This is a genomic window from Mesorhizobium sp. HAY1-8B, assembly GCF_056868045.1.
On the sequence record NZ_CP200321.1, the window covers coordinates 5,848,063 to 5,872,426 of the forward strand.

A 24,364-nucleotide genomic window follows, 5' to 3' on the forward strand; every position below is an offset into this window, starting at 1 on the left:
TCGCTTAAGTCTTGCGGCGTCCCGAAGGACACGCGATGCACTGATCAGGCGGCTTTCTTGGCGGCCACGGTCTTCGCGGGCACGGTCTTGGCGGCACCGGTTTTCTCGGTGGCCGTCTCGCTCTTGTCGATGACGCCCATAATGTCGGCTTCCTTCATGATCAGAAGGTCCTCGCCGTCGATCTTGACTTCGGTGCCCGACCATTTGCCGAACAGGATCAGGTCGCCTGCCTTCACGTCGAGCGGAACAAGCGCGCCGTTTTCGTCGCGGGCGCCGGGGCCGACAGCGATGACTTCGCCTTCCTGTGGCTTTTCCTTGGCATTGTCGGGAATGATGATGCCGCCCTTGGATTTGGTGTCGCCTTCGGCGCGCCGGATGACGACGCGGTCGTGGAGTGGCCGAAACTTCATGAAAACTTCCTTCTGGGGCCAGCATAGGCGGCCCATTCCCATCATATAGGCGCATTGGCACTCGATAGATAGGAGTGCCAAAAATTATTCGGGGTGCCGGTTAAATATATAAAAGTATTATTTCGGCCTGGCATTTCGTGATATCGGCAAGGCGCCAAATAATTCAAAAAATTGAATTTTGCCGGTCGAGTGCCTATTTATCGGACAAGTTCATTTTCACGATTTCAAACCCAAGGGAGATTTGTTCGATGGCCGACGGCAATCAGACGATCATGGAAAAAGCTGAAGCTCGCTTTGTCGACAAGCAGAAGAAGACGGCCGAGCGCAACAAGGCAACCGCCGAGTATATGTCCGAGGCGAAGGCCAGGGAGATCAAGACGGCCAAGCTCAGGATTTTGCGACTGGCCAAGGAAGAAGCCGACCGGGTCGCCGAAGCCCTGAACCCGACGCCGAAGAAGAAGCGGGCGACCAAGAAGGCCGCCGCAACGGAGGTCAAGACATGAGCCTCACCTTCCCCAACCGCAGCCGCAGCTATGACGAAGCCGGCAAACGCATCCGTTTCGTCGGCCATGACGGCATGTTCCAGATTTCCTTTTCCGTCGCCGCCGACGCCATGACCCGGATGCAGCCGGCGACCGCGGCCAACGAGGCCGGTTACCTCGCTACGTTCGACACCGAGAGCAGCGCCATCCGCGACGTGGCGGCCAAGGCCTATGACCGCACCCGCAAGAGCATGTATGTGCTGACGGCCGCCGACTTCGGCTGATCAGCCTACGCGCATGTCGCTCAGGAGTGGTCTCGGTTTTGAGACAACGACATGCATGGAAACGAAGACTAAGAGTCCATGTCCTCGACCATCTTCCGTATCTTCTCGGCCTTTTCGAAATGGTCGAGGCGGTGGGTTCTGATCCACCATTCCGCTGCTTCCATCAGCAGTTCGGGGTCATCGTTCCTGTTGGCGAAAAACGCGTAGAACGACACGCCGACGGCGGGCCCTTTCTCGGAGATCTTGCGGTCGCAAACCGCCAGTATCTTTTGCCTCAGGCTCGCTCTCACGGGAATCCTCTGATTTTGTTTGGGCGGGGTTTTGGTCCGCCCTTTGAGCCGGCGGCCGGAGCGTTCAATCCTTGCGCTCCGCCCTCTCCCGGCGCTTGATGTCGCGGACATTCATCTGATCGAGCATGGCGTTGGCGTCGCGCGGGTTCATGCCGACCATTACTCTTTGCCTGACCTCGACCGGCTGGCCGGTGAAGACATCGATGATGGCCCAGCTCTGGGGCAAGTCCATGCGCAGTGCGTATCGATTTGCCATGCTGCTCATCCCTGCATCATGAAAAACACCGCGCCCAGGACCAGCATCGTCCAGGCAATCACCGACAGCTTCAGCGCCATCCCGCCATGCGTGGCGACAGCCTCGCGCAAGCGCGACACGATGCCTGCCGAAGCGGCCGGCGCCACCTTGACGAGGACGGGTGGCTTGGTGCCAAGTTTTCCAAAGACGGGCAGCAGCGACGGTTCACGCACGAAAATGACCTCGAATGTCGGGGAAAATCGGAGCAAGCATGCCCGCCCCCTTGCCATAGCACTCTTTTGGCGAGCGCCCTGCATGCCAAATTCAAATAAATGGTTTTAAGCTCGCCCCTCGCCTTCACGGCCGGAACGCGCAAATCGGCCGCGATAAGGTCCGGCGCAGGGTCTCTTCTAAGTGACTTTTGGAGGCCTCGCCTCGGGATCGAACCGAGGCTTCAGAGATTTGCAGTCTCCAGCGTCGCCGCTCCGCCACGAGGCCATCGCGGTCGACCTAACCGGCAAATGCTTGCGGAAAAGTTAAGCGCGGAGCGCGTTCTGTTGGCACGTTGCAAAATGCCTCCCCGCCTCGAGACCAGGAAGGCCTAGTGGTTATGCCGCGGCACTGCGGCCTTTCGCGCCGGCTTCCGCCTTGAAGATGCGGAACGTGTTGCGGCCCGCCGCCTTGGCGGCATAGAGCGCGGTGTCGGCCTGCGCGAACAGGTCGCAAGGCGAGCCTGCCCCGGCAAACGCTATGCCGACCGAGGCGCCGAGCTTCGGCGACTGGCCGCGGATCGCGACCGGCCTGCCCATCGCCTCGATGATGTCGCGCGCCACGCCGGAGACGGCACCGCGGTCGAGATGCGACCCGAGCAGCACCGCGAATTCGTCGCCGCCGACACGCGCCACCAATTCCGCCTCGCCACATCCGCCGGCGAGGCGCTCGGCCGCCGCCTTCAGGCACTCGTCGCCGATGACGTGGCCGAACGTGTCGTTGACCGCCTTGAAGCCGTCGAGGTCGATCAAAAGCAGCGCGCCGAGCGGACGTGCTTCGTCCGCATGCGCCAGCCGCGCCTGGAACCGGGCGCGGTTGGCAAGCCCCGTCATGGCGTCGAATTCGGCGAGATAGCGCATCCGATCCGACAGGATCTTTTCCTCGGTGATGTCCTGCTTCATGCCGAAGATGCGCACCGGCACGCCGGCTTCGCACTCGACGCTCGCGGTGATACGGATCCAGCGGCTATGTCCCGCGAAAGTGGTGATCTCGGCGTCGAGGGTAAAACCGCTGCGTTCGGCAATGGCCTGGCTGCGCAAACTGTCCAGCGCCTTGCGCGACTCCGCCGGATAGCACTTGATGATTTCGCTTCGATCGAGCGCGGCGCCGCGCGGCAGATCGAACAGATCATAGATCACATCGGTCCAGGTCAGCCGCTCGTCGGGCAGGCTGCATTCCCAAACGCCGATGCGCGCCGCGACCGACGCCCGGTCGAAGATCTTGCGGCCGTGCGCCAGCGAAACCTGCTGCGTGGCGATCAGCGCGGCCTGCGCGGCGAGTTCCGCCTTGAGCCTGGCGATGGTTGCGGCATCGCGGCGCTGTTCGTCGGCGCTGCCTTGCCCCACCCGCTTGCCGGGCTGCGAGGCCGGGCCTTTCGGGGTGTATGATGTATCGGGCATGGAGAAACTCCTGGCGGGCGACCACCATGGCGCAACAGCCCTTAAGACTTCGCTGACAAGCCGTGAGGCTCCTCGCCCCATGGGAGTGGCCACGGCACGCACACATTTCCAAGCAGCGGGTCTTTGGCGATAGCGTGCATGGCAGGGTGGCTGCGGGACGGCTGAGGCGGGCCTTCCCGCTCTCACGACTATGTCCGGCTTGATTGGGCGGCGGTGGCAGGCAGCGCCGTCTTCGATGCCGCTTGCGGCGCGCCGCTGTCGACATGCGCCCAGGCCGGCCGCTCGAACAGGAACATGCCGAAGCCGACGCGCTGGATGATGAGGTAGAGCACGACAGGGCTGATGATCGAGACCAGCAGCACCGCCAGGCTGAGCACGCCCGTGTCGGTCAGCAGGCCGCTTGCAAGTGCGGCGCCCCGGAAGAGCGACATCGGGATGGTGAAGGCGACATAGACGACCAGCGAATGTTCGCCGAGCCAGCGCAGCCATTCCATGGCGGCAAATTGCGACAGGAAGCCGCCAAGAACGCAAAGCGCCACGGCGCCCGCGACGGCCAGAGTGAGATGCAGCGGCGGCCATGCCGCCAGGCCCATCTGCATGCCGACCGGCTGCATGGCATAGCCCGGCGAATAGACGAGCAGACCGTTGACGACAGCCCACAGAGCCAGGCCGGCAACGGCCAGCATCGGGCGGGGTTGCGTCCACTCGACGAGCCGGAACACCAACGGTGCCAGCACGAAACCGAGATAGAAGAACACGAAATAGGCCGCGAATTGTTCAAGCGCATAGCTGTCTGGATGCGGCGCCCACATCTGCAGGCCGGCAGCGACCGGGATGACGATCCAGGCCGGCACGCGAAATTGCCGCAAGAGCTTCGCGACCAGGCCGAACACCGCCAGCATGTAGATGAACCACAGCACGCCATAGGGCTGGACGACGGCCATTGCGAGGTCGTGCAGCATGCCGCCGGGATCCCGGCTGAAGATGCCGATCTTCAGTCCGATCGAGATGATCGCCCACAGCACGTAGAAATAGAGATAGTGGACGACGCGCCGGTCGACATAGCGCCGCCACGGCCGGTCGATCACCTGCGACAGGAACAGTCCGGAGATCAGGAAGAATTCCGGCATGCGGAACGGCGTCGCGAAGCCGATGACATAGTGCAGGAAGCCGACACCGCCCGTGTACTCGCCGGTGTTGTAGGCCGAATACATCATGACCACGAGGATGATCGAGAGGCCTTTGGCCGTGTCCACCCACGGCATGCGCATCGGGCTGTTCATGGCAAATCCATCCGGGGCCGGCCAACCCGGCCAGCCATCATTCCGAGATGTCTAGCACCATCAAGCTTCCCAGATCGTAAACGCGGCTGGCTTTGTGGAGTGGCTGGCTGGCGTTGCTCCAGCCCCTCTCGCCCCGTTTACGGGGTAGATGTCCGGCAGGACAGTGAGGGGCGGCGCCGACGTTGACATTCATGCGTAGTGGCGATGACGCAGCAGAATTACTTTCGACCCTTCGACTTGTTCAGCGCCACGGCGGAGCGCACCAGCGCCTTGAAAGCCTCTTCGTCAACCTCTTCGCCCTTCTGAAAATCAATAGCCCGCCTCGTGTTACCCTCGAGGCTGGAATTGAACAGGCGCGAGGGGTCGGGCAGCGCCGCCCCCTTGGCGAAGGTCAGCTTGACGACGCTCTTGTAGGTCTCGCCGGTACAGATCATGCCGCCATGCTCCCACACCGGAACCCCGCGCCATTTCCACGTCTCGACCACATCGGGATCGGCTTGATGGATGAGCGCGCGCAGCCGACCGAGCATCTCGCCGCGCCAGTCGCCGAGTTCCGTGATCCTGCCGTCGATCAGTTCGGAGGGGGATTTGCTCTCCTGCGATCCGGTCATGCCATTCTCCTCAAAAAATGAACAATAGCGCGCTCACATGCGCTCGCCAGGCAAGTGGCTGGCCTGCTTCACCCAGGCGTTGAACTGCGCCTCGTCGAACGGATCGTCCTCATGGATGTCGAGGTAGCGCGTGTCACGGCTTTTGGATTCGCCCTGCGGTACCGGATCAAGTGACATGCCGCGAAAGAAAGCCACCTTGATGTATGCTGTGAAGCAATGGAAGCTGAGGAACCAACCCTCGCCTTCGATGCCATAGAACGGCGAGTTCCATTTCACCGCCTTGTGCACGCCGGGCACGGCGCGCTCGATGAGCGTGTCGAGGCACCCGCCCATCGCGCGCTTCCAGCCCGGCATGGCCGCGATATAGGCCTGCACCGGGGCGTCGCCATAGCCCTTGGCGATCTGCGGGTTGCCGCCCGAAAGCAGCTGCGGCTCAACGTTTGCCGCGGGCCTGTTCGGTTTTGCCATGCCTTCCCTCCCTTCCTAGCCGTTGACGCGCTGCACGCCGCGTCCCTTCGCAATGTAGGGCAGCACGAACATATAGAGGCCGCTGAACAGCATAAGAAAAAGCGGCGGCAGTGGCGAATAGACCACCCAGGCCGGCGGTTGCCCAAACGCCATGGTGGCGAAGTTGGCGACGACGGTTACGGTGAAGATGATCGACAGCCAGCGATGCGCCTGCCTGATCCACTTGCTCCAATCCAATTTTACCTCCCGTAGAAAGACGCGTGAAACCACCCGGGCGCCGCTACCAGCGCGCCAGTTCGGTGATCTGGATGAGATTGCCGCAGCCATCGTTCAGCTTGGCGATGGTCGAGCCGGTCACTTCGGTCGGGGCCATGGCGAACGTGCCGCCGCGCGCCTTGATGCGCTCATGATCGCCCTTGACGTCGTCGGTGAAGAACATCACCGCCGGCTGGCCCTGCTCGAACATCGCCTGCTGATAGGCTTTGGCCGCCGGCTGGTTGTTGAGCGCTAGCTGCAGTTCGGTGCCCTCGGGTTCGTCAGGCGAGGCGACCGTCAGCCAGCGGAACAGCCCATTGCTGAAATCGGCCTTCTTGGTCAGGCCCAGCACACCGGTGTAGAAGGCAAGCGCCTTGTCCTGGTCGTCGACATGGATGCTGGTCAGTTTGATCTTCATCGTCTTTCTCCATAGGTTTTGCTGGCGGCAAGCCGCCCTGTTTGGTCAGGCATAAGGTTCAATCGGCCGGTCAGTCCGTCCGGTCGAGAAGCTGTTCCAGCTTCTCGAAAAACTGCGGCCAGCCGGTTCTTGCGCCGCCATAGGCGCGCCGCTGATCGGGGCGGAAGCCGGATTGTTCCATGCGCAGATGCGTTCCGGTTGGCGTCGGGGTGAGCGTGAAGGTCACCACGCTCCTGAGATCGAACGCCGGATCCTGGTGCGCGAGGTTCCAGCTGTAGGACAGCGTCTTGTTCGGCTCGACGGCCAGCACCTCGCAGTCCAGCACGCCGCCCCAATCGGCGCTGATGTTGAAGCGGTGGCCGACATCAGGCTTGAAATCGTTCTTCATCAGCCACTCCTCGATCAGGTGCGGTTGCGTCAGCGCGCGCCAGAGTTTTTCCGGCGGATGGGAAATCTCCCGCTCGACGACGACAGTGCGAGTCTCGGTGGCACTATCGTTCATTGGTCCATCCTTTTGAGCAAATCCTCGAGATCGTCGAACCGGCTCTCCCAGAACCCGGCCATCTCACGCGTCCAGTCCATCAGCGGCGCCAGCGCGCCAAGCTGCGCGCTGTAATGCGTCTGGCGCCCTTCATGGCGGTCGCGCACCAGACCGGCCTGCTTGAGCACGCCGAGATGCTTCGACACCGCCGGCTGCGAGACCCCGGACTGGCTCGTCAGCGCCCCCACCGTCTGCTCGCCCTGGCGGCACAGCCGTTCGAAGATCGCCCGCCTGGTCGGGTCCGCGAGTGTCCTGAAGAGCATGTCATGAGCGTCCGGCATGTCGGATCGATAACCCGTTGGCTATTGGTTGACGTATAACCACAGGGATATATGTTCGTCAAGAGCGAGATTGGAGCGGCAGGAATGATCCTCGTCACCGGAGCCACCGGCCATGTCGGATGCGCCGTCGTCTCGAGGCTGGTGTCATCAGGCCATGAGGTCGCCGCGCTGGTCCGCAAGCCTGAGGCCGCGCAAGGGCGCCTGCCCCAGGAAACAGCGCTGCGCGTCGGTGACTACGAGGATGTCTCCTCTCTGAAGGCGGCCTTCGCCGACATCGACGCACTGGTCCTGATTTCAAGCGATGGCGATGCGGACACGGTCTTGCGCCATCACGCCAACGCCATCGAGGCAGCAGGGGCGGCGTCTGTCCGCCACATCACCTTCACCAGCATCGTCGATATCGGCGAATCCTCGCCTTTCTACTACGCACCGGCCTACCGCGACGCGGAGCTCCGGCTGGCCGCCTTGCCCTCGACCATCCTGCGCTGCGGCCTCTACAGCGACTTCATCCTCGACACCTGGCTGGCGCCAGCCTCGGGGGAATTGGTGCTGCCTGCCGGACAGGGCCTGGTTGCGCCTGTCTCGCGCGGTGACGTTGCGGCGGCCATCACGGCGGTGGCGGCCAGACCGGGCGCCGCCCGCGCCCTTTACACGATCACCGGAAACCAGACGCTGAACTTTGACGAGATCGCCGCAGGTTATGGCGAGGCGACAGGACAGCCCCTGCGCTATCGTCGCTGCTCCCTCGACGATTACCTGGCCTCCGCGTCGGCACGCCTCGACGCCCCCTGGCCGCAGGCCTTCGCCACCCTGTGCGCCTCGATCGCCGAGGGTCGCTACGCCACGACCTCCAGCGATTTCATCGCGCTTGCGGGTAAGCCGCCGGAAAGCTTCCGGGATTTCCTGGCTCGCATGGCGCTTGGAGTGCGGAAGGAAGCCTAGACGGCGGTACCAACTGGATGGAAATTGGCCGGAAACATCCACCGCTTCGTCATCCACGGGCGGAGCAAGGAGCGAGGCGCAGACCCCTGGAGCTGCTCCGCAGCCCAAGGGATCCATGCCGCGACTTCAATGCGCTGCAACGGTCCAGAATTCTGCTCCGCTGCACTCCGCGGCTGAGGTCACGGAATGGATCCCAGGGTCTCCGCCACGGAGCTTCGCTCCTGCTTCGCCCAGGGATGACGAAGTTGAGCGGCTTCCGCCAATCGTGAAGACAAGCGATCCGTCGACGCAGGCGATTGGTATAGAGCCACTAGACCCCTGCATGCACTCGCCCGATCTCCTGCGCCACCAGCTCCTGCAACTGCCACAGATTGCGGTCGCGTATCCCGAAGGCGTCGAGGTGGCGGATCGTCTCGAACAGATATTGCGCGCCCGAGCCCCAATGGCCGACGGCCCTGGCCAAAGTCGCCGCCACCGCAGCCCTGTCGAGCTTGCCGGCATAGCGCGGATTGGCGGGATCGACGACGAAGCCAAGCGCCCGGCCCGCTCCGCCTTCCGTGCCGACCCGCAGCCAGCGCGGCACGTTGACGGCGGGCAGGATGGTCATCTCGCGGCGCAGCAGCGCTTCCAGATTGGCCGCGACCGGCTCGGCGATCTCGAACACCATGCCCTGGCACTGGCCGCCGCGGTCGAGCGCCATCATCAGGCCGGGCTGCTCAAGCGTGCCGCGAAAGCGCTGCACCGTGAAACAGAACGACCGGTGCCAGCCCCGCGCCACCGCACGCTCGCCTCCCCTGACCTCGCCGGCCGGCTTCCACAGCAGCGAGCCGTAGGCGAACAGCTTCAGCGGTCCAGGCGGTGCCGAGGCCAGGATCTCGTCGCGAAACCGCGCATAGTCGGCGTCCAGCATATGGACCATGCCCGGCGTCGGCCCGGCATCCTCGACCACGCGCATGGTGCGCGCGACGAGTTCCTCGGTCAGCGCCATTTGCGATTTGCGCGGTGCGATGGAAGTCGGCTTGTTCATGTTCGTCATGTTGCTGAAGGCAGAGGGATTCTCAAGGGCCAGAGCGTCTCGGGCGCCGACTCAGAATCTGAGCGGGCGCGCTCAAACGCTTGAAAAGACTCGGCGCACAGCATTGGAATTGGCCGAAGCCACCTCGCGTTCGTCATCCACGGGCGGAGCAGGAGCGAAGCTCCGTCGCGGAGACCCGAGGATCCATGCCGCCACCTTGGCCGAGGGTGCAGCGGAGCAGGATTCTGCACCGTGGCAGCGCATCGGAGTCCCGGCATGGATCCTCGGGTCTGCGCCGCGTCGCTACGCTCCTTGCTCCGCCCGTGGATGACGAAGTGTCGGGCGTTTCCGCTAACGGCCGAGATAAGCCGCCACCATCCATGCCCTCTCCTACCGCCCCGGCGCCGCGCTCAACTCGCTGCGTCGCCAGGCGGCCGGCGAAATGCCCACGGAGCGTTTGAACTCGCGCCCGAAATGATAGACGTCGCAGAAGCCACAGGCTTCCGCCACTTCGGCCAGCGGCTGATCACCCTGCACCAGCAGCGATTGCGCCTGCATCAGCCGCTCGCGCATCAGCCATTGGTGCGGACTGGTGCGCAGATGTTTCTGGAACAGCCGCCGCACCTGCGAGGCGCCCAGCCCGGTGACGGCGGCAAGATCGGATGCCGCCCACGCAAAACCGGGTTCGGCGCGCATGGCGTCGAGCGCCGAGGCAAGCGGCTTCGGCAGATCGTCATTGCCGGCGCCGTTCACCGCGCGGTCGACCAGAAGCAGGAACTCGGCGACCAGTTGGTTCAGTCGCAGGTCGAGACCGGCGTCGCGCCGACGCAGCGCCGAAAACAGCCGCTCGAACCATGGCGCCGGGCTGGTGGCTTCGGTGAAGGCGGTGCGCAACACGCCCTCGCCGAACAGCTTGCGCCGCAGGATCGCCGGATCCGGACCGTCGAGCCGGAACCACAACAGCGTCCACGGCTCGTCCGGATCGGCGCAATGCACATGCGGCGCCTCGTTGGCCATCCACACCAGCTGGTGAGCGCGCACGTCCAGCCGCTGCCCAAGCGTCTCGACATGGCCCCTCCCCGACAGGCAGTAGAGGATGTCCTGGCCGGGATAGACCGGCCGTTCTATGCGGTAATCGCGCGCCGCCGCCACCTTGCCGGCGCGCAGCACGCTGAAGGCCGTGCGCGTCCAGCCCGCGGCCGGCACATAGTGGAAACTCTCGAAAACATCCGTCTTGCTCATATGCGCGTTTTATACAAAACAAGCGTCTTGCTGTCCATTTTGTTCGCCGCCCAGCGTCGCTATGGTTGCTCGCATGAGGTCGGGGATTTCTGCGGGCTTTTGCCGAGAACCCCAGTTTCACGGGTTTTCCCGGCGCCTTGCGCCGCTGACGGCCCGACAGTCCAGGGAGGCAAGACGATGTTGGCGATGACGAGGAAAGAGGCGGAAGACTACGCCCGTGATGGCTATATTATCCGCAGAGGACTGCTCAGCGTGGCGGAAGTGGAGGATTTTCGCGACCATGCCCGCGCGCAGCTGGAAGCGGAAAACAAGAATGGCGCCGTGATGGCCAAGGGCGACAAGGAGGGCAAGACCACCCTTCTGAAGATGTGGACCAAGGCCGAGGACGACAAATACGGGCTGCTCGCCCGCGACGAGCGCATGGTCGATCTGGCGGAAGACGCCGTCGGCAAGCCGATCTACCTCTACAGCCACAAGATGACGATGAAGCAGCCCAATGAGGGCGGCGCCTGGGAATGGCATCAGGATTTCGGCTATTGGTACAATTACGGCTGCCTGGCGCCGGAGATGATGAGCATCTATGTCGCGCTCGACAAGGCAACCCGCGAGAATGGCTGCCTGCAGGTGCTGAAGGGCACGCACAAGCTCGGCCGCCTCAATCATATCCGCGAGAACGACCAGACCAATGTCGAACAGGAACATCTGGAAGCAGCACTCAAGCGCTACGAGCACATCTATGTCGAGATGGAAGCCGGCGACGCGCTGATCTTCGACGGCAATCTCCTGCACCGCTCCGATGCCAACCGGTCCGACACCTATCGCTGGGGCTACATCTGCTCCTACAACGCCGTCGAGAACGCGCCGTTCAAGAAGGTTCGCGAATACGGGAATTTCGACGAGCTGCGCAAGGTGCCGGCCGGTTCGTTCCGCCAGGCGTCCTGACGCCGGAGAATACCGGCATGGGCGGCGACGCCCACGCCATGGCCATGATCCCCGGAGCCGCACACGGCTCACCGAAAGATCATGGCTGAACAGGGAGATAGAGCCCGACCCTGAATCAGTTTGGGATCGGCACGAATGCATCGGCCCGCGCACGAGCTCGGCTCGGGTCGATGGAATGGAAGAGTGGTCACGCTGGTGAGGACCGGCCGATCACGCTGAGGGAGGATGCTGTATGGCCCATGCGGTCAGGACCGGCGCGCGCGCGCCAGCCACGGACCGATTCACGCTGGCGCGGCTTTTGCGGGCGCGCGAGGCAGGTGTGTTCATCGCCCTGCTCGTGCTGTGCCTGTTCCTGTCCTTCGCCACCGATGGATTCCTGACATCGCTCAACCTGCTCAATGTCGGGCGCCAGATCTCCTTGCTCGGGATCATGGCGGTCGGCATGACGTTCGTGCTGATCGCGGGCGAGGTCGACCTGTCGGTCGGCTCGACCTATGCGTTTTCGGGCCTCGCCACCGGCATGCTGATCATCGCCGGCTGGGCACTGCTGCCGGCGATCTGCGTCGGCCTCGCCACCGGCGTCGTCATCGGCCTCATCAACGGCGTGCTCTCCACCTATGGCCGCCTGCCCTCGCTGATCGCCACGCTCGGCATGCTGTCCATCGTGCGCGGTGCAGCGCTGATCCTGACCAACGGCCAGCCGGTGACGGTCAACGCCCGCAATGGCGCGCTGCCCGATGTGCTGCAGGCCTTCTCCTTCATGGGCCAGGGCTATCTCTTCACCATCATTCCCATGCAGCTGGTGTTCCTGGTCATCGTCGCGGTGCTGGCCTGGCTTGTCCTGTCCTTCTCCAATTTCGGCTTCCGCGTCTATGCCGTCGGCGGCAGCGCCAAGGCCGCGCGCGTTTCCGGCATTTCCGTCAACAAGGTCAAGATATCAGCCTTCATCCTGATGGGCGTGCTTGCCGCCTTCGCCGGCATTCTGGGCCTCGCCTTCCTGCCCTCCAGCCAGGCCGGACGCACCGGCCTTGGCCTCGAGCTCGACGTCATCGCCGCGACCATTGTCGGCGGCGCCTCGCTGTCGGGCGGCGAAGGCACGATCCTCGGCACCATCCTGGGCGTGCTCATCATCGGCGTCATGCGCAACGGCCTAGTGCTGCTCGGCGTGTCGCCCTTCGTGCAGGAACTGATGATCGGCCTGGTCATCATCATCGCGGTCGGCATCGACAAATGGAGCACGCGCCGAGCGGGTTAATCGCAGAAGACAGAAGCAACCAGAACCAAAAAGGGAGGACTATCCATGAACATCAGACACGTCATTCTCGCGGCAGCGATCGGCCTTCTTCCGCTCTCGGCCCATGCCGAATCCAAGCTCGCCGATTTCCAGCTTGCGCCCCGCATCAAGGCCAAGATCGATGCCGGCCAGCCGCTCGACTTCTACGTCTCCTACCATGACGTCTCCAACGAATTCGCGCCGTTCATGAAGGCGGGCGTCGAGCGCGCCGCCAAGGAGGACAAGGTCGGCGCTCAGTTCATCGGCCCGGTCGGCGCCGATGCCGACGGCCAGATCTCGGAGATCGAGACGCTGATGGGCAAGATGGACGGCCTGGCGATCTCCTCGGTCTCGACCGACGCGCTGGCGCCGGTGATCGACCGCGTCATTGCCGCCGGCATCCCGGTCGTCACCTTCAACACCGACAATCCCCAGAGCAAGCGCCTCGCCTTCGCCGGCCAGGACCTCGTCCAGTCCGGCCGCGAGGCGGGCAAGCTGATGTCCAAGGTGCTGGGCGGCAAGGGCAAGGTGATGATCACCACCATCGACGCCGCCGCGCAATGGTCGCTCGACCGCGAGAAAGGCGCTCGCGAAGCGCTCAAGGCCGAGCCCGGCATCGAAGTTGTCAACACGCTCAACACCGGCACCGACCCGCAGAAGATCTATTCGGCGATCGAGAACGCCATGCTCGCCAACCCGTCGATCTCGGGCGTGCTGTCGCTCGAATGCTGCTCGACGCCGGCCGCCGGCACCTGGGTGGAACGCAACAAGGCCGCCGACAAGGTCAAGGTGGTCGGCTTCGACCTGCTCGACCAGACGGTGCAGCTCGTGCAGGACGGCAATGTCGATGCCACGATCGACCAGGCGCCGGAGAAGCAGGGCTTTGCCGCCGTCGACCTGCTGGTCAAGTTCCTCAAGGGCGAGCCGATCGACAATGTCGATACCGGCGTCGGCATCTACACCAAGGAAAACATCGCCGAGGTGGCCAAGAAGTAACAAGCCAGCCTTGCGGTCCGCCGGTCCTCGGGACCGGCGGGCCCGCCTGGCCAGCCAGCCGATGACAGAACAACAGACCCCTGCCCCGATCGTCGAAATCTCCGGCCTGACCAAGCGGTTCCCCGGCGTGCTGGCGCTTGATCGTATTTCCGTCGCCTTCCGCGCCGGCGAGGTACATGCCGTGATCGGCGAGAACGGCGCCGGCAAGTCGACGCTGATGAACATGCTGGCCGGCGATCTGCAGCCCGATGGCGGGGAGATCCGCATCGACGGCAAGCCGGCAATTATCGCCTCGCCGCTCGCCAGCCGCGCCGCCGGCATCACGGTGGTCTACCAGGAACTGGCGCTCTGCCCGACGCTGACCATCGCCGAGAACATCATGATGTCGGACATGGCGACGCGCTCCGTCGTGTCGCTGGTGCCGCGCGACGAGATGCGGCGCGAGGCGCGCGAGGCGCTGACCCGGCTCGGCATGGGCGCGCTCGATCCCGACACCAGGGTCTCGCGCCTGTCGGTGGCCGAGATGCAGCTGGTCGAGATCGCTGGCGCCATCCGCCAGCGCGCCCGCGTGCTGGTGCTGGACGAACCCAATTCGGCGCTCTCCAAGCGCGAGAGCGACCGCCTGTTCGAGATCGTCAAACAGTTGCGCGGCGAAGGCGTCACCGTCATCTACGTCTCGCATCATTTGAAGGAAGTGCTCGACCTTGCCGACCGCATCACCGTGATGCGCGACGGCCGCACCATCGAGACCATCGACAATGACGGCCTGTCGGAGGACCGGCTGATCCGCGCCATGGTCGGCCGCGAACTCGACACGGCGGCGCAGTGGTCGCTGCAGGCCGAGGCGCGCTCGCATGACGCGCCGATCGTGCTCGCCGTCGAAAAGCTGACCGCGCCGAGCCTGGACGAGCTGAGCTTCCATGCCCGCGCCGGCGAGATTCTCGGCATTGGCGGCCTGCCGGATTCCGGCAAGGACATGCTCGGCGAAGCCCTGTTTGGCCTCTGCGCCCGGCGCGGGCGCGTCACCATCGACGGCACGGAATTGCGCGCCGCCGACCCGCGGGCCTCGATCCGCAACGGCATGGCGCTGGTGCCGGCCGACCGGCGCGGCGCCGGCGCGCTGCTGAGCATGAGCGTCGCCAACAATGTCGTCTCGGCCTCGCTGCCGCGCTTTTCGCTGGCCGGCTTCATGCGGCGTGGTGCCGTGCGCCGCGAGGCCCGCGCGCAGGTCGCCCGGCTCGATGCGCGCATTTCACATCTCGGCCAGAAGCTCGCCACGCTGTCCGGCGGCAACCAGCAGAAGATCATCCTGGGCCGCAGCCTCGTCACCAATCCGCGCGTGCTGGTGCTGCACGAGCCGACGCGCGGCGTCGATGTCGGCGCCAAGGCCGAAATCTACGCCATATTGCGCGGCATTGCCGGCGAAGGCGTGGCGGTGGTGATGATCTCGTCGGAGATTCCCGAATTGATCATGAACGCCGAACGCGTTCTGGTGCTGCGCAATGGCCGCGTTTCGGGTGAACTGACCGGAGCCGGCATCAACGAGGAAGCGATCCTGGCGCGCGCCATGGCGTCCTGAACGAGGCGATTGATGAGCAAACCCCAGACCGCACCAAGGATCACCATCGTCGGCAGCTTCGCTGTCGGCCTGACCATGCGGGCGCCGAAACTGCCGATCTTCGGCGAGACCATGCTCGGCACCGATTTCGACATGGGCGCCGGCGGCAAGGGCTCGAACCAGGCGGTGGCGACCTCCAGGCTCGGCGCCGCCTCCTCGCTGGTCGCCATCATCGGCACCGACAAGCTCGCCGGCATCGCCACCGACCTCTATGCCGCCGAGGGCGTCGATGCGAGCTTTGTGACGACACGGACGGAACGCGCCACCGGCGTCGGCTTCATCATCCTCAACGACAAGGGCGAGAATTTCATCATCCTCGACATGGGCGCCAACGAGCTGATGGACGCGGCAGTCGTCGATACCGCGGAACAGCGCATTGCGCGGAGCGATGTGGTGATGACCGTGCTCGAAGTGCCGATACCCGCAGCCGCCCGCGCCATGGAGCTTGGCCGCAGGCACGGCGCCCGTACCATCCTCAATCCAGCCCCCGCGCGCCAGCTTCCCGACGCGATCTTCGCCAATGTCGACTATCTAACGCCGAACGAAAGCGAATTGCGCATCCTGCTTGGCCTGCCCGCCGACGATCCGCGCTCGTCACGCGAACTGGCCGGCGAACTGCGCCGCCGTGGCGTGCGCAACGTCGTGGTGACGCTTGGCCGCAGCGGCGCGCTGATCCTGACCGACGAGCTCGACATCATGGTGCCGGCCGTGCCGGTCGAGGTGGTCGACACCACCGGCGCCGGCGACGCCTTTAACTCAGGCTTTGCCGTGGCGTTGGCCGAGGGCCGCGACATTGTCGACGCCGTGCGCTTCGGCGTCGTCTGCGGTGGCATAGCCTGCACAAGGCTCGGCGTCATTCCCGGCCTGCCCGAACGCGGTCAGGCCGACGCGCTTTATGCGCAAGCCCTCAAGACAACTTGGAAGGAAACGACATGAACCGGAACCGCCTGCTCAACGCCGAACTGTCGCACGCCATCGCCTCGATGGGCCACGGCGATCTGATGATCGTCTGCGACGCGGGCTTTCCGATCCCGTCGAGCGCCTGGCGCATCGACCTCGCCATCTCGCCCGACGTGCCGGACCTGGAAACGGTGCTCGGCCCGATCGCGGCGAACCTGATCGCCGAGCGCGTCGGCTATGCCGACACGCTGCCGGTGCACAACGCGCCGCTGCTGGCGAAGCTCAAGCGCCTGTTCCCGGACGCCGATTTCGAGACGACCACGCACGAGACCATCCTCGGCGAGATGGCCAAAAAGGCCAAGGTCATCGTGCGCACCGGCGCCTTCGACCCCTGGGGCAACATCCTGCTCTATGCCGGTGTCGACGTGCCGGCCTGGTTCTCCAAGCCCGGCGTTGTCGCGCCCGACTACTATGCGAAGAAGCTGAAGGGCTGACATGCCCCGCATCTTCGACTTCGGCGGCCGCGAGGTCGAGCGCAGCGCAACCGTCGCCAGCCTGCGGGCACTGAAGGGCAGCGGCCGGCACGTCGCGCAGGTGACGGCCGAGACGGTGGACGAGGCTGCGGCGGCGGAGGCCGCCGGCATCGAGATGGTGGTGTGCCGCGCCGCCAATGTGGCGCGCGTGCGCGAAGGCTCGCGCCGTGTCTTCGTCACCGCCGCCCTCGGCTTCGCCGACGCGGTGACATCGGACGAGATCCTGCGCACCGCCTTCAGCGCGATCACGGCCGGCGCCGACGCCGTCATCACCGGACGCGGCCACGAGACCGTGCGCATGCTCGCCAACGAGCAGATCCCCGTGATGGGCCATCTCGGCTTCGTGCCGCGCAAATCGACCTGGGTCGGCGGCATACGCGCCGTCGGCAAGACCGCCATCGAGGCGCTCGAATTGTGGGACCGCTTCCGCCGGCTGGAAGATGCCGGCGCTTTCGCCGTCGAATGCGAAATCATTCCAGCCGAGGTCATGGCCGAGATCAACCGCCGCACCGGGCTGGTCACGGTCTCGCTGGGTTCCGGTCCATCAGCCGATGTGATGTTCCTGTTCACCTCGGACATATCAGGCGAAAGCGCCCGCCTGCCCCGCCACGCCCGCGCCTGGGGCAATCTGGCCGCCCTCCACAAGGCCGTCCGCGATGCTCGCGTCGAGGCGCTGTCAGGCTTTCGCAAGGAGGTCGCCGCCGGCGGCTATCCGGCCGAGACCGAGATCGCCGGCATTGCCGATGCCGAGCTGGAGGAGTTTCGCACCCGTCTCAAGGCGGGCGAGATTAGCCAAGGATAAACAAGCGGATAGAGCCGGCCCTTGATCCGTTCAGGGCCGGTTCTCGATCATCTGCCGCAGGCTGCGATAGGTCCGCTCCAGCCGCTCGAAACCGCCCTCGGCAAGCGTGATCGGCGCGGCATTGTCGGCTATCACCGCGAACAGCAGCGCGGCGTCGGCCGGCACCACATTGGGCGCAAGCTCGCCGCGCCGATCCGCCGACGACAGCGCCTCCGCAAACAGAGCCGAGAGCTCGACGCCGAAATGGCTAAGCATCTGCCGGCCGCGATCGCCCAAGAGATCGGCATCCTGGCGCAGCCGCGAGATCAGGCTCCAGCCGTGCCCCTCGGTACCGCTCGGATTGAAATGGCTGAAACGCGCGCGGCTGTAGGCGATCATCGCCTCGACCTGATCGGACAGGCTGGCTCCCTCCGCCGACCAGACCGCGCGCAAGCCGCTCAGCGTCGCCTGCATGTAGTCGCCAAGCACCTCGTCGACCAGCGCCTGTTTGTTGCCGAAATGATAGTGGATGTTGGCGCGCGTCGTGCCGAGCGCCGCCGAGATATCGCCGAAGCTGGTGCCGCGATAGCCATGACGCACCAGAAGCTCCAGCGCCGTATCCTTGATCGCCTGTCTGGTGTCGGTCTCGTCCATGCTTCCATCATAGCCAAATGCGTTGGCCTTGGACGCCGAAGCTTTGCGGCATCCCCAGCATTTGACGAGAAACTGACTTGCAGGTAAGTAAGTATAAAATCAGCGGGGAGGATACGTGGTGCGGATGCAGACATTCAGCGATATCGAAGGATCAACGCCACAGGCCGTCCGCGCCGGCGACCTGGTCTTCATCGGCGGGCTGATGGCGACGGACGCCAGAGGCAATATCGTCGCAACCGGCATAACCGGTCAGGCGCGCGCCATCTTCGACCGGTTGGCGGCCCTTCTCGCCCAGGCCGGCGCCGGGATGGCCGATGTGGTCAAGCACAACATCTATTTCAGTTGCGAGGCCGATGCCGTCGGCGCCTTCCTCGACGAACTCGATGCCGTGCGCGCCGGCTGCTTCGCGGCCCCCGGCCCGACTACCACGGAAATCCGCTGCGGCCTCGACCGCGAGGGCGCGCTGTTGATGGTCGACGCCTGGGTGGTGATCGGCGGCAAGCGCGAGCTGCTCGACCCGCCGGGTCACTGGCGCTGGCGCAAGGATCTGCCCTTCGTCCATGGTTGGAAGGTTGGTGACATGCTGTTTGTCGGCGGCCAGCGCTCGCTCGATGCCGAGGGCAATGTGCTCGGGCTCGGCGATATCGAGGTGCAGACCGACGAGGCCTTCCGCAACCTCGACACCATGCTGCGGTCGGGCGGCGGCGACCGCCACAGCCTGATGCGCCAGAACACCTATTTCCGCTTTTTCGGCGAGGGCCGCGAGGTAACCGACTACTGGGAGAAGATGACCAATGTGCGCCGCCGCTACATGTCTGTGCCTTCGGCGGCCGGTGCCGGACTGCGCATCCAGGGCATGGGCAATGCCGACGAACTGATCCAGGTGGAGGGCATCGGCATGCTCGGCGACGACAAGCAGCGCCTGCAGCCTGCCGACCATTGGGACTGGAGCATTCCCAACACCCAGTTCACGCAAGGCTGGAAGATCGGCGGGCTCGCCTTCATCGGCGGCCAGATCTCGGCCGACAACAAGGCACAGGCCGTCGGCGACGACATGGAGACGCAGACCCGCAACGTCTTCGAGTTCATCCGCCGCACGCTGGCCGAAGGCGGGCTCGACGAAAGCGACGTCGCCAAGCTCTATATCTACTATCACGCCGAAGGCAGCTGGGCCGGGATCGAGGCCACGCGCGCGGTGATTGCCCGCGTGCAGCGCGAATTCTACCCCGAGCCCGGTCCGGCGGTGACCGCGATCCGCGTTGCCGGCTTTGCCTTCGAGAACCTGCTGATCGAGATCGAGGCAATGGCGGTGACGCGAGACTGATGTCGAAACACGATTTCACCGTCGCCGAGTTCGCCGATCGGCTGGCGCGTGTCCGCGCCGCCATGGCCGCACACGACCTCGACTGGCTGGTTGCCGTTCACCCCGCCTCCATCCATTGGCTGACCGGCAGCGACGCCAAGAGCTACCAGGAATTCCAATGCCTGCTGGTCGGCGCGCGCAACGAGCCGCTGGTCGTGCTGACACGCCAGGGCGAGGTGCATGAATTCGAGACGGACGCCCTTGCCGGCGAGGTGCAGGGCTATGGCGGCGGCGAGAACGAGGATCCGGTCGCGGCCTTCGCCGGCGTGGCGCGGCGCCACGGCGTGCTCGGCAGGCGCGTCGGCCTCGAAGTGCCGGCCTACTACCTCCACCCGCATCACTATCTCGGCCTTCGCGCCGTCATCGGCGATGCCATGGTCACCGAGGCGACCGAGTTGATCGCCGGCCTGAAGCTGGTGAAGTCGCCGGCCGAGATCGGCTATATCAGGCGCGCGGCGGCCCTTGCCGACCTTGGCATGGAGCGTTTTGCCGGCGAGCTCGCGGCGGGCCTGTCGGAACTGGCGCTGGCCGGCGGCATCCACGAGAGCTTGCTGCGCAACGGCAGCGGCATCGCCGCCAGCCCGATCAACCTCGTCTCCGGCCCGCGCTCCGCCTACAGCCACGGCGCGCCGACCGCACGCCGGCTTGAACATGGCGATTTCGGCAACATCGAATTCGGCGCTACCTTCAACCGCTACACCGCCACCATCGGCCGCAATTTCGCGCTGGGCACGCCGACGCCGCGCATGGCCGAACTGCACGACATCGTGCTGCGCGCCAGCGACGCCATGATAGCGGCGATCCGCGACGGCGTGCCGGCAACCGTGCCGCACCACGCGGCCCGCGCCGTCATCGGCGAGGCCGGGCTCGAAGCCTGCCGTGTCCACACATCCGGCTATGCGCTGGGGCCAGGCTTTCCGCCGAGCTGGGCCGAGCCGCTGCACATGATCGGCGACAGCCCGCACATGCTGAAGGCCGGCATGGTGGTCACCATCGAGCCGCCGGTCTATATCGGCGCCGAAGGCCTTGGCGCCCGCATCATCGACAATGTGCTTGTCACCACGACCGGTGCGCAGGTGCTGTCCCGCACGCCGCGCGACATCATCGTCGCGGGCTGAGCCCCGCTACCCTCCAAGCTCATGCGCGATCTCGGCGCAGGCGAGCTTCAGCCGCGCCAGCATGGCCTCGAAATTGGGCGCGGCACTGCGTCGGCTGACCGCCGCCACCGTCACGCAGGCCACGGCGCGCCCATCGCCGGCGATGATCGGACAGACGACGTCTGTCACGCCGATGATGTCGCGGCTCTCGTGGATGATGGCGCCGCGCTCGCGCACCGCGTCGAGTTCGGCGGCGAGCGTCGTCGGATCCGGCGGCTCGCGCATCAGCATCAGGCATTCGGCGATCATCCGGTCACGCACGGGCTTCGGCTGGAACGCCATCAGCACCAGCCCGGAATGGGCATCCGCCAGCGGCCGGCGATAGCCGAGCTTGAGCGAGAAGTTCATGTCCGCCCCGCCCGACGCGGCCGCGATGATGACGGTTTCGCCGCGATGCGCGACGACCAGATGCGCCGCCTGATGCACCTCCTCGGCGAAGCGCTCGACGATGGGGGCCGCCGTGCTGACCAGGTCGCGGGCGCGCGCCGTCTGCATGCCGAGCCCGAACAGCTTGTTTGACAGCATCAGCCCCTCGCCGCCCTCATCGCGCTGGATATAGCCGCGCGCAAGCAGCACATGGACCATGCGGAAGATCTCGTTCTTCGATCGCCCCAGTTCGTCCGCGATCTGGCGCGTGCCCATGGGCTGGCCGGCATTGGCCAGCAATTCGAGGATATCCAGCCCCTTTTCGAGGGCCGGCGCGCTGTAATTGAGCTTGTCGTCCGTCATTTGCATCCGCTTCATAGATGACGCTTGACGTCACATATGAAGCGACGATAGCGTGGTGTCCAGCAAATCCGAGCGGAAAATAGCGATCTGCCTGGAGTTGCATAGGGGGACGCTCTGCATCCATGAGCTATAATTTCAAATTTGATGTCCTGCTGCGCTATATCCCCGAGATCGCGCAAGGCGTGCTGCTGACCTTGCAGTTCTCGGTCGTCACCATGCTCTGCGGCCTTGCCATCGGCTTGATCGTCGCCATGGCCTCGATCAGCCCGCTTATGCCGCTGCGCGCCTGCGCCCGCGTCTATGTCGAGGCGCTGCGCAACACGCCGCTGCTGGTGCAGCTGTTCATCGTCTTCTTCGGCCTGCCTTCGATCGGCATCAAGCTCGGCGCCAACACCGCCGCGCTGATCGCGCTGTCGATCAACATGGGCGCCTATGGCGCGGAAATCCTGCGCGCCGGCTTCCAGTCGGTGCGCCAGAGCCAGGTCGAGGCCGGCCGCTCGCTCGGCCTCACCGCCGGCCAGACCTTCCGCCATGTCGTGCTGTTCCAGGCGGTCAAGACGATCTACCCGGCGCTGGCCAGCCAGTTCGTGCTGATCATGCTGACCACCAGCGTCGTCTCCTCCATCGGCGCCACCGAGCTGTTCCACCAGGCCGCCTTCATCAACTCGCGCACCTACCGCTCCTTCGAGACCTACACGCTGATCACCGTTTCCTATCTCGTGCTGACGCTGGGATTCCGGGCCTTCTTCGCCGGCGTCTACTGGATGGTCTTCGTCAGGAGGCCGCGCCGATGATCCGCGAATTTGGCGGCACCGATATCGTCTACCTGATCGAGGCCGCACGCTGGACGCTGCTGCTGGCGCTCACCGCCACCGTGGGCGGCGGCCTGCTCGGCATCGTCGTCGCCGTCCTGCGCGTCATCCCGTTCAGGCCGCTCAACTGGCTGGCGATCGCCTGGATCAACCTGATCCAGGGCACGCCGCTGCTCGGCCAGCTCTTCGTCTTCTTCTTCGGCCTGCCGCTGATCGGCCTCTCGGTCGACGCCTGGACGGCGGCGGCACTTTCCCTGTCGATCTACGCTTCGGCCTTCTTCGGCGAGATCTGGCGCGGCAGCCTGCAATCGGTGTCGCAGCGGCAATGGGAGGCAGGCGCCGCGCTCGGCCTCACCTATGCGCAGCGCCTCGGCCATGTCGTGCTGCCGCAGGCGATCCGCATCTCCGTCGCGCCGACCGTCGGCTTCCTCGTCCAGCTGGTGAAGAACACCTCGCTCACCGCGCTGATCGGCTTCGTCGAACTGACCCGGGCCAGCCAGATCATCAGCGGCGCGACCTTCGCCCCGCTGCCGGTCTACCTCACCGCCGCCGTCATCTATTTCGTCATCTGCTTTTCCCTCTCCCAGCTCGCCCGCATGCTGGAAAGGAGACTTCATGTCGCTCGTTGAAATCGCCGATATCCGCAAGCGCTTCGGCGCCGTCGAGGTGCTGAAGGGCATCTCGCTCAACGTGGAAAAAGGCGAGATCGTCGCCGTCATCGGCCGCTCGGGCTCGGGCAAGTCGACCATGCTTCGCTGCATCAACGGGTTGGAGAAGGTGCAGGCCGGCCGCATCGTCGTCGACGGCATCGACGTCACCGCGCCCGGGGCCGACCTCAACCTCCTGCGCCAGCGCGCCGGCATGGTGTTCCAGAGCTACAATCTGTTCCCGCATCTCAATGTCGAGCGCAATGTCACGCTGGCGCTGAAGCTGGTGCGCAAGCTGGACACGCCGGCCGCCCGCGAAGTCGCCCGCGCCGTGGTCGCCAAGGTCGGCCTCGCCGACAAGCTGCTTGCCTATCCCGACGAGTTGTCCGGCGGCCAGCAGCAGCGCGTCGCCATCGCGCGCTCGCTGGCCATGCAGCCGACCCTGATGCTGTTCGACGAGATCACCTCCGCGCTCGACCCCGAACTGGTCGGCGAAGTGCTGCGCGTGCTCGAAAGCGTCGCCAGCGAAGGCATGACCATGATGCTCGTCACCCATGAGATGAACTTTGCCAAGAACGTCGCCGACCGCGTGATCTTCATGCACGAGGGCCGCATCCACGAGGATGGACCAGCGCGTGAGACCTTGCTCGAGCCTCGTACGGCCGAACTCAGGAGCTTCCTGAGCGCCGTCCTTCACTAAGAAAAGAAAGTCCAACCAGAAAAAGGGGAAGTTCCATGTTCAAGCATCTCACCAGGATCGTCACAGCCGTGCTCCTGGCCGGCGCCGTCTCGGCAATACCGGCGCGAGCGGCCGACCTGCAGAAAATCCTGTCCGCCGGCACGGTACGCATCGGCGTGCCGATCGACGTGCCGCCCTTCGGTTCGGTCGACGCCAAGAACGAGCCGGTCGGCCTCGATGTCGACATGGCCAAGAAGATCGCCGAGGCGCTGGGCGTCAAGCTCGAACTGCAGCAGATCACCGGCGCCAACCGCGTGCCCTATCTGGTCACCGACCGCCTCGACATCGTCATCGCCGCCATGGGCGCGACGCCGGAGCGCGCGCTGCAGATCGCCTTCACCTCGCCCTATGCGGCGCTTTCGATCGGCGTCTTCGGCCCCGACAGCATCACGGTGAAGAGCCCGGCCGAACTCAAGGACGAGACCATCGCCGTGGCGCGCGGCACGACGCAGGATCTCGAACTGACCAAGGCCGCGCCCAACGCCAAGATCGTGCGCTTCGACGACGACGCCACCGCCGCGGCCGCTTTCACCTCCGGCCAGGCGCAACTGCTGGCCACCGCCGATGTCGTGGCCAAGGATTTGATGGACAAGGACGCCAAGGTGCAGCTGAAGCCCAAATTCATCCTGCAATTCTCGCCCTGCTACATCGGCATCCAGCAGGGCAGCCCGGAGCTGCTGCGCTGGCTCGACACCTACATCCATCTCGGCATGCTCGACGGCTCGCTCTCGGCGCTGTCGCAGAAGTGGATCGGCACCACGCTGCCGACCCTGCCGCCGATCTGACCTTTTTC

At 65.0% G+C, this 24,364-nt stretch carries 32 protein-coding genes and 1 tRNA gene; 16 read left to right on the forward strand and 17 right to left on the reverse strand.

Going from position 1 to position 24,364, the window contains the following annotated elements; translation table 11 throughout:
* Window positions 1–44: 44 nt before the first annotated feature.
* Window positions 45–410 (reverse strand): co-chaperone GroES, encoded by a 366-nt coding sequence (locus AC1VON_RS28125; RefSeq protein WP_172349348.1) that lies wholly within the window; start codon window positions 408–410, stop codon window positions 45–47.
* A 248-nt stretch (window positions 411–658) separates the two neighbouring features.
* Here AC1VON_RS28125 and AC1VON_RS28130 point away from each other — a divergent pair, with 248 nt between their 5' ends.
* Entirely contained in the window at window positions 659–913 is a 255-nt protein-coding gene (locus tag AC1VON_RS28130) for a hypothetical protein (RefSeq protein ID WP_172349347.1), read from the forward strand.
* Window positions 910–1,176, forward strand: a complete 267-nt coding sequence (locus tag AC1VON_RS28135; protein ID WP_172349346.1) for a DUF1488 family protein — start codon at window positions 910–912, stop codon at window positions 1,174–1,176. Before AC1VON_RS28130 ends, AC1VON_RS28135 begins: the two co-directional genes overlap by 4 nt.
* Before the next feature lie 68 nt (window positions 1,177–1,244).
* On the opposite strand, the gene AC1VON_RS28140 is transcribed toward AC1VON_RS28135, so the two are convergent.
* From AC1VON_RS28140 to AC1VON_RS28195, 12 genes are all read right to left on the reverse strand, one after another.
* A complete protein-coding gene (locus AC1VON_RS28140; RefSeq protein ID WP_172349345.1) occupies window positions 1,245–1,466 on the reverse strand; it encodes a DUF6500 family protein in 222 nt (73 codons plus the stop codon).
* Window positions 1,467–1,530: 64 nt separating this feature from the next.
* A complete protein-coding gene (locus AC1VON_RS28145; RefSeq protein WP_483125603.1) occupies window positions 1,531–1,722 on the reverse strand; it encodes a hypothetical protein in 192 nt (63 codons plus the stop codon).
* Window positions 1,723–1,727: 5 nt separating this feature from the next.
* Window positions 1,728–1,970 (reverse strand): hypothetical protein, encoded by a 243-nt coding sequence (locus AC1VON_RS28150; RefSeq protein ID WP_483125604.1) that lies wholly within the window; start codon window positions 1,968–1,970, stop codon window positions 1,728–1,730.
* Between the two features lie 153 nt (window positions 1,971–2,123).
* A tRNA-Cys gene (locus tag AC1VON_RS28155) sits at window positions 2,124–2,199 on the reverse strand.
* 110 nt (window positions 2,200–2,309) lie between these two features.
* On the reverse strand, window positions 2,310–3,371 hold the full coding sequence (locus tag AC1VON_RS28160; RefSeq protein ID WP_483125605.1) for a diguanylate cyclase domain-containing protein: 1,062 nt from the start codon (window positions 3,369–3,371) through the stop codon (window positions 2,310–2,312).
* 188 nt (window positions 3,372–3,559) lie between these two features.
* Window positions 3,560–4,654 (reverse strand): acyltransferase family protein, encoded by a 1,095-nt coding sequence (locus AC1VON_RS28165; protein ID WP_483125606.1) that lies wholly within the window; start codon window positions 4,652–4,654, stop codon window positions 3,560–3,562.
* Between the two features lie 218 nt (window positions 4,655–4,872).
* On the reverse strand, window positions 4,873–5,265 hold the full coding sequence (locus tag AC1VON_RS28170) for a DUF1801 domain-containing protein (RefSeq protein ID WP_483125607.1): 393 nt from the start codon (window positions 5,263–5,265) through the stop codon (window positions 4,873–4,875).
* A 33-nt stretch (window positions 5,266–5,298) separates the two neighbouring features.
* Window positions 5,299–5,733: a DUF1801 domain-containing protein gene (locus tag AC1VON_RS28175; RefSeq protein ID WP_483125608.1), complete on the reverse strand. Its 435-nt coding sequence runs from the start codon at window positions 5,731–5,733 to the stop codon at window positions 5,299–5,301.
* Window positions 5,734–5,748: 15 nt separating this feature from the next.
* Entirely contained in the window at window positions 5,749–5,970 is a 222-nt protein-coding gene (locus AC1VON_RS28180) for a hypothetical protein (protein WP_483125609.1), read from the reverse strand.
* Between the two features lie 43 nt (window positions 5,971–6,013).
* The gene (locus AC1VON_RS28185) at window positions 6,014–6,406 is read right to left on the reverse strand and encodes a VOC family protein (protein ID WP_483125610.1); all 393 of its coding nucleotides are present in this window, start codon (window positions 6,404–6,406) and stop codon (window positions 6,014–6,016) included.
* 70 nt (window positions 6,407–6,476) lie between these two features.
* The gene (locus AC1VON_RS28190; RefSeq protein ID WP_483125611.1) at window positions 6,477–6,908 is read right to left on the reverse strand and encodes an SRPBCC family protein; all 432 of its coding nucleotides are present in this window, start codon (window positions 6,906–6,908) and stop codon (window positions 6,477–6,479) included.
* Window positions 6,905–7,228 carry an ArsR/SmtB family transcription factor gene (locus AC1VON_RS28195; protein WP_056570925.1) on the reverse strand — a complete coding sequence of 108 codons (324 nt, stop codon included), beginning with the start codon at window positions 7,226–7,228 and terminating at the stop codon, window positions 6,905–6,907. The genes AC1VON_RS28190 and AC1VON_RS28195 overlap by 4 nt, the downstream gene beginning before the upstream one ends.
* Before the next feature lie 84 nt (window positions 7,229–7,312).
* Between AC1VON_RS28195 and AC1VON_RS28200 the strand changes: the two genes are divergently transcribed.
* On the forward strand, window positions 7,313–8,170 hold the full coding sequence (locus tag AC1VON_RS28200) for an NAD(P)H-binding protein (RefSeq protein WP_483125612.1): 858 nt from the start codon (window positions 7,313–7,315) through the stop codon (window positions 8,168–8,170).
* Between the two features lie 310 nt (window positions 8,171–8,480).
* Here the strand turns inward: AC1VON_RS28200 and AC1VON_RS28205 are convergent, their stop codons facing one another.
* Both AC1VON_RS28205 and AC1VON_RS28210 read right to left on the reverse strand, forming a co-directional pair.
* Complete coding sequence (locus AC1VON_RS28205) at window positions 8,481–9,197, reverse strand: gamma-glutamylcyclotransferase (protein WP_483125613.1); 717 nt, start codon at window positions 9,195–9,197, stop codon at window positions 8,481–8,483.
* Window positions 9,198–9,575: 378 nt separating this feature from the next.
* Window positions 9,576–10,427, reverse strand: a complete 852-nt coding sequence (locus AC1VON_RS28210; protein ID WP_483125614.1) for a helix-turn-helix domain-containing protein — start codon at window positions 10,425–10,427, stop codon at window positions 9,576–9,578.
* Between the two features lie 177 nt (window positions 10,428–10,604).
* On the opposite strand from AC1VON_RS28210, the gene AC1VON_RS28215 reads away from it, so the two are divergent.
* The 7 genes from AC1VON_RS28215 to AC1VON_RS28245 all read left to right on the forward strand — a co-directional run bounded on the left by AC1VON_RS28215 (window position 10,605) and on the right by AC1VON_RS28245 (window position 17,491).
* Window positions 10,605–11,369, forward strand: a complete 765-nt coding sequence (locus tag AC1VON_RS28215; protein WP_056570923.1) for a phytanoyl-CoA dioxygenase family protein — start codon at window positions 10,605–10,607, stop codon at window positions 11,367–11,369.
* Between the two features lie 232 nt (window positions 11,370–11,601).
* Entirely contained in the window at window positions 11,602–12,624 is a 1,023-nt protein-coding gene (locus AC1VON_RS28220; RefSeq protein ID WP_172349331.1) for an ABC transporter permease, read from the forward strand.
* A 45-nt stretch (window positions 12,625–12,669) separates the two neighbouring features.
* A complete protein-coding gene (locus AC1VON_RS28225; protein WP_140774181.1) occupies window positions 12,670–13,638 on the forward strand; it encodes a sugar ABC transporter substrate-binding protein in 969 nt (322 codons plus the stop codon).
* A gap of 61 nt (window positions 13,639–13,699) precedes the next feature.
* On the forward strand, window positions 13,700–15,217 hold the full coding sequence (locus tag AC1VON_RS28230) for a sugar ABC transporter ATP-binding protein (RefSeq protein ID WP_483125615.1): 1,518 nt from the start codon (window positions 13,700–13,702) through the stop codon (window positions 15,215–15,217).
* 12 nt (window positions 15,218–15,229) lie between these two features.
* Window positions 15,230–16,192, forward strand: coding sequence for a ribokinase (locus AC1VON_RS28235; protein WP_483125616.1), 963 nt, complete (start codon window positions 15,230–15,232; stop codon window positions 16,190–16,192).
* Complete coding sequence (rbsD, locus tag AC1VON_RS28240; RefSeq protein WP_483125617.1) at window positions 16,189–16,650, forward strand: D-ribose pyranase; 462 nt, start codon at window positions 16,189–16,191, stop codon at window positions 16,648–16,650. Before AC1VON_RS28235 ends, rbsD begins: the two co-directional genes overlap by 4 nt.
* 1 nt (window position 16,651) lies before the next feature.
* Window positions 16,652–17,491 carry a 3-methyl-2-oxobutanoate hydroxymethyltransferase gene (locus AC1VON_RS28245; protein ID WP_483125618.1) on the forward strand — a complete coding sequence of 280 codons (840 nt, stop codon included), beginning with the start codon at window positions 16,652–16,654 and terminating at the stop codon, window positions 17,489–17,491.
* A gap of 30 nt (window positions 17,492–17,521) precedes the next feature.
* Here the strand turns inward: AC1VON_RS28245 and AC1VON_RS28250 are convergent, their stop codons facing one another.
* Window positions 17,522–18,124, reverse strand: a complete 603-nt coding sequence (locus AC1VON_RS28250) for a TetR/AcrR family transcriptional regulator (RefSeq protein WP_483125619.1) — start codon at window positions 18,122–18,124, stop codon at window positions 17,522–17,524.
* A gap of 124 nt (window positions 18,125–18,248) precedes the next feature.
* Here AC1VON_RS28250 and AC1VON_RS28255 point away from each other — a divergent pair, with 124 nt between their 5' ends.
* Both AC1VON_RS28255 and AC1VON_RS28260 read left to right on the forward strand, forming a co-directional pair.
* Window positions 18,249–19,448 carry a RidA family protein gene (locus tag AC1VON_RS28255; RefSeq protein WP_483125620.1) on the forward strand — a complete coding sequence of 400 codons (1,200 nt, stop codon included), beginning with the start codon at window positions 18,249–18,251 and terminating at the stop codon, window positions 19,446–19,448.
* Window positions 19,448–20,605, forward strand: coding sequence for a M24 family metallopeptidase (locus AC1VON_RS28260; RefSeq protein WP_483125621.1), 1,158 nt, complete (start codon window positions 19,448–19,450; stop codon window positions 20,603–20,605). The genes AC1VON_RS28255 and AC1VON_RS28260 overlap by 1 nt, the downstream gene beginning before the upstream one ends.
* Before the next feature lie 6 nt (window positions 20,606–20,611).
* Here the strand turns inward: AC1VON_RS28260 and AC1VON_RS28265 are convergent, their stop codons facing one another.
* Complete coding sequence (locus AC1VON_RS28265; protein ID WP_483125622.1) at window positions 20,612–21,373, reverse strand: IclR family transcriptional regulator; 762 nt, start codon at window positions 21,371–21,373, stop codon at window positions 20,612–20,614.
* Between the two features lie 122 nt (window positions 21,374–21,495).
* Between AC1VON_RS28265 and AC1VON_RS28270 the strand changes: the two genes are divergently transcribed.
* From AC1VON_RS28270 to AC1VON_RS28285, 4 genes are read left to right on the forward strand one after another with little or no spacing between them, the layout of a single operon-like run.
* Window positions 21,496–22,167 (forward strand): amino acid ABC transporter permease, encoded by a 672-nt coding sequence (locus AC1VON_RS28270; RefSeq protein ID WP_483125623.1) that lies wholly within the window; start codon window positions 21,496–21,498, stop codon window positions 22,165–22,167.
* On the forward strand, window positions 22,164–22,814 hold the full coding sequence (locus AC1VON_RS28275) for an amino acid ABC transporter permease (protein WP_483125624.1): 651 nt from the start codon (window positions 22,164–22,166) through the stop codon (window positions 22,812–22,814). Before AC1VON_RS28270 ends, AC1VON_RS28275 begins: the two co-directional genes overlap by 4 nt.
* Window positions 22,801–23,532 (forward strand): amino acid ABC transporter ATP-binding protein, encoded by a 732-nt coding sequence (locus tag AC1VON_RS28280; RefSeq protein WP_172349321.1) that lies wholly within the window; start codon window positions 22,801–22,803, stop codon window positions 23,530–23,532. The genes AC1VON_RS28275 and AC1VON_RS28280 overlap by 14 nt, the downstream gene beginning before the upstream one ends.
* A gap of 35 nt (window positions 23,533–23,567) precedes the next feature.
* Window positions 23,568–24,356: a transporter substrate-binding domain-containing protein gene (locus AC1VON_RS28285; protein WP_483125625.1), complete on the forward strand. Its 789-nt coding sequence runs from the start codon at window positions 23,568–23,570 to the stop codon at window positions 24,354–24,356.
* Window positions 24,357–24,364 lie beyond the last annotated feature (8 nt).

What these genes read in the sequence shown, in the direction of transcription:
- AC1VON_RS28145 (WP_483125603.1), bottom strand. Translation starts at nt 1,722, where the DNA reads ATGGCAAATCGATACGCACTGCGCATGGACTTGCCCCAGAGCTGGGCC.
- rbsD (WP_483125617.1), top strand. Translation starts at nt 16,189, where the DNA reads ATGAACCGGAACCGCCTGCTCAACGCCGAACTGTCGCACGCCATCGCC.
- AC1VON_RS28125 (WP_172349348.1), bottom strand. Translation starts at nt 410, where the DNA reads ATGAAGTTTCGGCCACTCCACGACCGCGTCGTCATCCGGCGCGCCGAA.
- AC1VON_RS28205 (WP_483125613.1), bottom strand. Translation starts at nt 9,197, where the DNA reads ATGAACAAGCCGACTTCCATCGCACCGCGCAAATCGCAAATGGCGCTG.
- AC1VON_RS28175 (WP_483125608.1), bottom strand. Translation starts at nt 5,733, where the DNA reads ATGGCAAAACCGAACAGGCCCGCGGCAAACGTTGAGCCGCAGCTGCTT.
- AC1VON_RS28135 (WP_172349346.1), top strand. Translation starts at nt 910, where the DNA reads ATGAGCCTCACCTTCCCCAACCGCAGCCGCAGCTATGACGAAGCCGGC.
- AC1VON_RS28170 (WP_483125607.1), bottom strand. Translation starts at nt 5,265, where the DNA reads ATGACCGGATCGCAGGAGAGCAAATCCCCCTCCGAACTGATCGACGGC.
- AC1VON_RS28130 (WP_172349347.1), top strand. Translation starts at nt 659, where the DNA reads ATGGCCGACGGCAATCAGACGATCATGGAAAAAGCTGAAGCTCGCTTT.
- AC1VON_RS28200 (WP_483125612.1), top strand. Translation starts at nt 7,313, where the DNA reads ATGATCCTCGTCACCGGAGCCACCGGCCATGTCGGATGCGCCGTCGTC.
- AC1VON_RS28225 (WP_140774181.1), top strand. Translation starts at nt 12,670, where the DNA reads ATGAACATCAGACACGTCATTCTCGCGGCAGCGATCGGCCTTCTTCCG.
- AC1VON_RS28165 (WP_483125606.1), bottom strand. Translation starts at nt 4,654, where the DNA reads ATGAACAGCCCGATGCGCATGCCGTGGGTGGACACGGCCAAAGGCCTC.
- AC1VON_RS28230 (WP_483125615.1), top strand. Translation starts at nt 13,700, where the DNA reads ATGACAGAACAACAGACCCCTGCCCCGATCGTCGAAATCTCCGGCCTG.
- AC1VON_RS28220 (WP_172349331.1), top strand. Translation starts at nt 11,602, where the DNA reads ATGGCCCATGCGGTCAGGACCGGCGCGCGCGCGCCAGCCACGGACCGA.
- AC1VON_RS28285 (WP_483125625.1), top strand. Translation starts at nt 23,568, where the DNA reads ATGTTCAAGCATCTCACCAGGATCGTCACAGCCGTGCTCCTGGCCGGC.
- AC1VON_RS28250 (WP_483125619.1), bottom strand. Translation starts at nt 18,124, where the DNA reads ATGGACGAGACCGACACCAGACAGGCGATCAAGGATACGGCGCTGGAG.
- AC1VON_RS28235 (WP_483125616.1), top strand. Translation starts at nt 15,230, where the DNA reads ATGAGCAAACCCCAGACCGCACCAAGGATCACCATCGTCGGCAGCTTC.
- AC1VON_RS28185 (WP_483125610.1), bottom strand. Translation starts at nt 6,406, where the DNA reads ATGAAGATCAAACTGACCAGCATCCATGTCGACGACCAGGACAAGGCG.
- AC1VON_RS28210 (WP_483125614.1), bottom strand. Translation starts at nt 10,427, where the DNA reads ATGAGCAAGACGGATGTTTTCGAGAGTTTCCACTATGTGCCGGCCGCG.
- AC1VON_RS28215 (WP_056570923.1), top strand. Translation starts at nt 10,605, where the DNA reads ATGTTGGCGATGACGAGGAAAGAGGCGGAAGACTACGCCCGTGATGGC.
- AC1VON_RS28265 (WP_483125622.1), bottom strand. Translation starts at nt 21,373, where the DNA reads ATGACGGACGACAAGCTCAATTACAGCGCGCCGGCCCTCGAAAAGGGG.
- AC1VON_RS28245 (WP_483125618.1), top strand. Translation starts at nt 16,652, where the DNA reads ATGCCCCGCATCTTCGACTTCGGCGGCCGCGAGGTCGAGCGCAGCGCA.
- AC1VON_RS28280 (WP_172349321.1), top strand. Translation starts at nt 22,801, where the DNA reads ATGTCGCTCGTTGAAATCGCCGATATCCGCAAGCGCTTCGGCGCCGTC.
- AC1VON_RS28190 (WP_483125611.1), bottom strand. Translation starts at nt 6,908, where the DNA reads ATGAACGATAGTGCCACCGAGACTCGCACTGTCGTCGTCGAGCGGGAG.
- AC1VON_RS28270 (WP_483125623.1), top strand. Translation starts at nt 21,496, where the DNA reads ATGAGCTATAATTTCAAATTTGATGTCCTGCTGCGCTATATCCCCGAG.
- AC1VON_RS28260 (WP_483125621.1), top strand. Translation starts at nt 19,448, where the DNA reads ATGTCGAAACACGATTTCACCGTCGCCGAGTTCGCCGATCGGCTGGCG.
- AC1VON_RS28255 (WP_483125620.1), top strand. Translation starts at nt 18,249, where the DNA reads ATGCAGACATTCAGCGATATCGAAGGATCAACGCCACAGGCCGTCCGC.
- AC1VON_RS28160 (WP_483125605.1), bottom strand. Translation starts at nt 3,371, where the DNA reads ATGCCCGATACATCATACACCCCGAAAGGCCCGGCCTCGCAGCCCGGC.
- AC1VON_RS28195 (WP_056570925.1), bottom strand. Translation starts at nt 7,228, where the DNA reads ATGCCGGACGCTCATGACATGCTCTTCAGGACACTCGCGGACCCGACC.
- AC1VON_RS28275 (WP_483125624.1), top strand. Translation starts at nt 22,164, where the DNA reads ATGATCCGCGAATTTGGCGGCACCGATATCGTCTACCTGATCGAGGCC.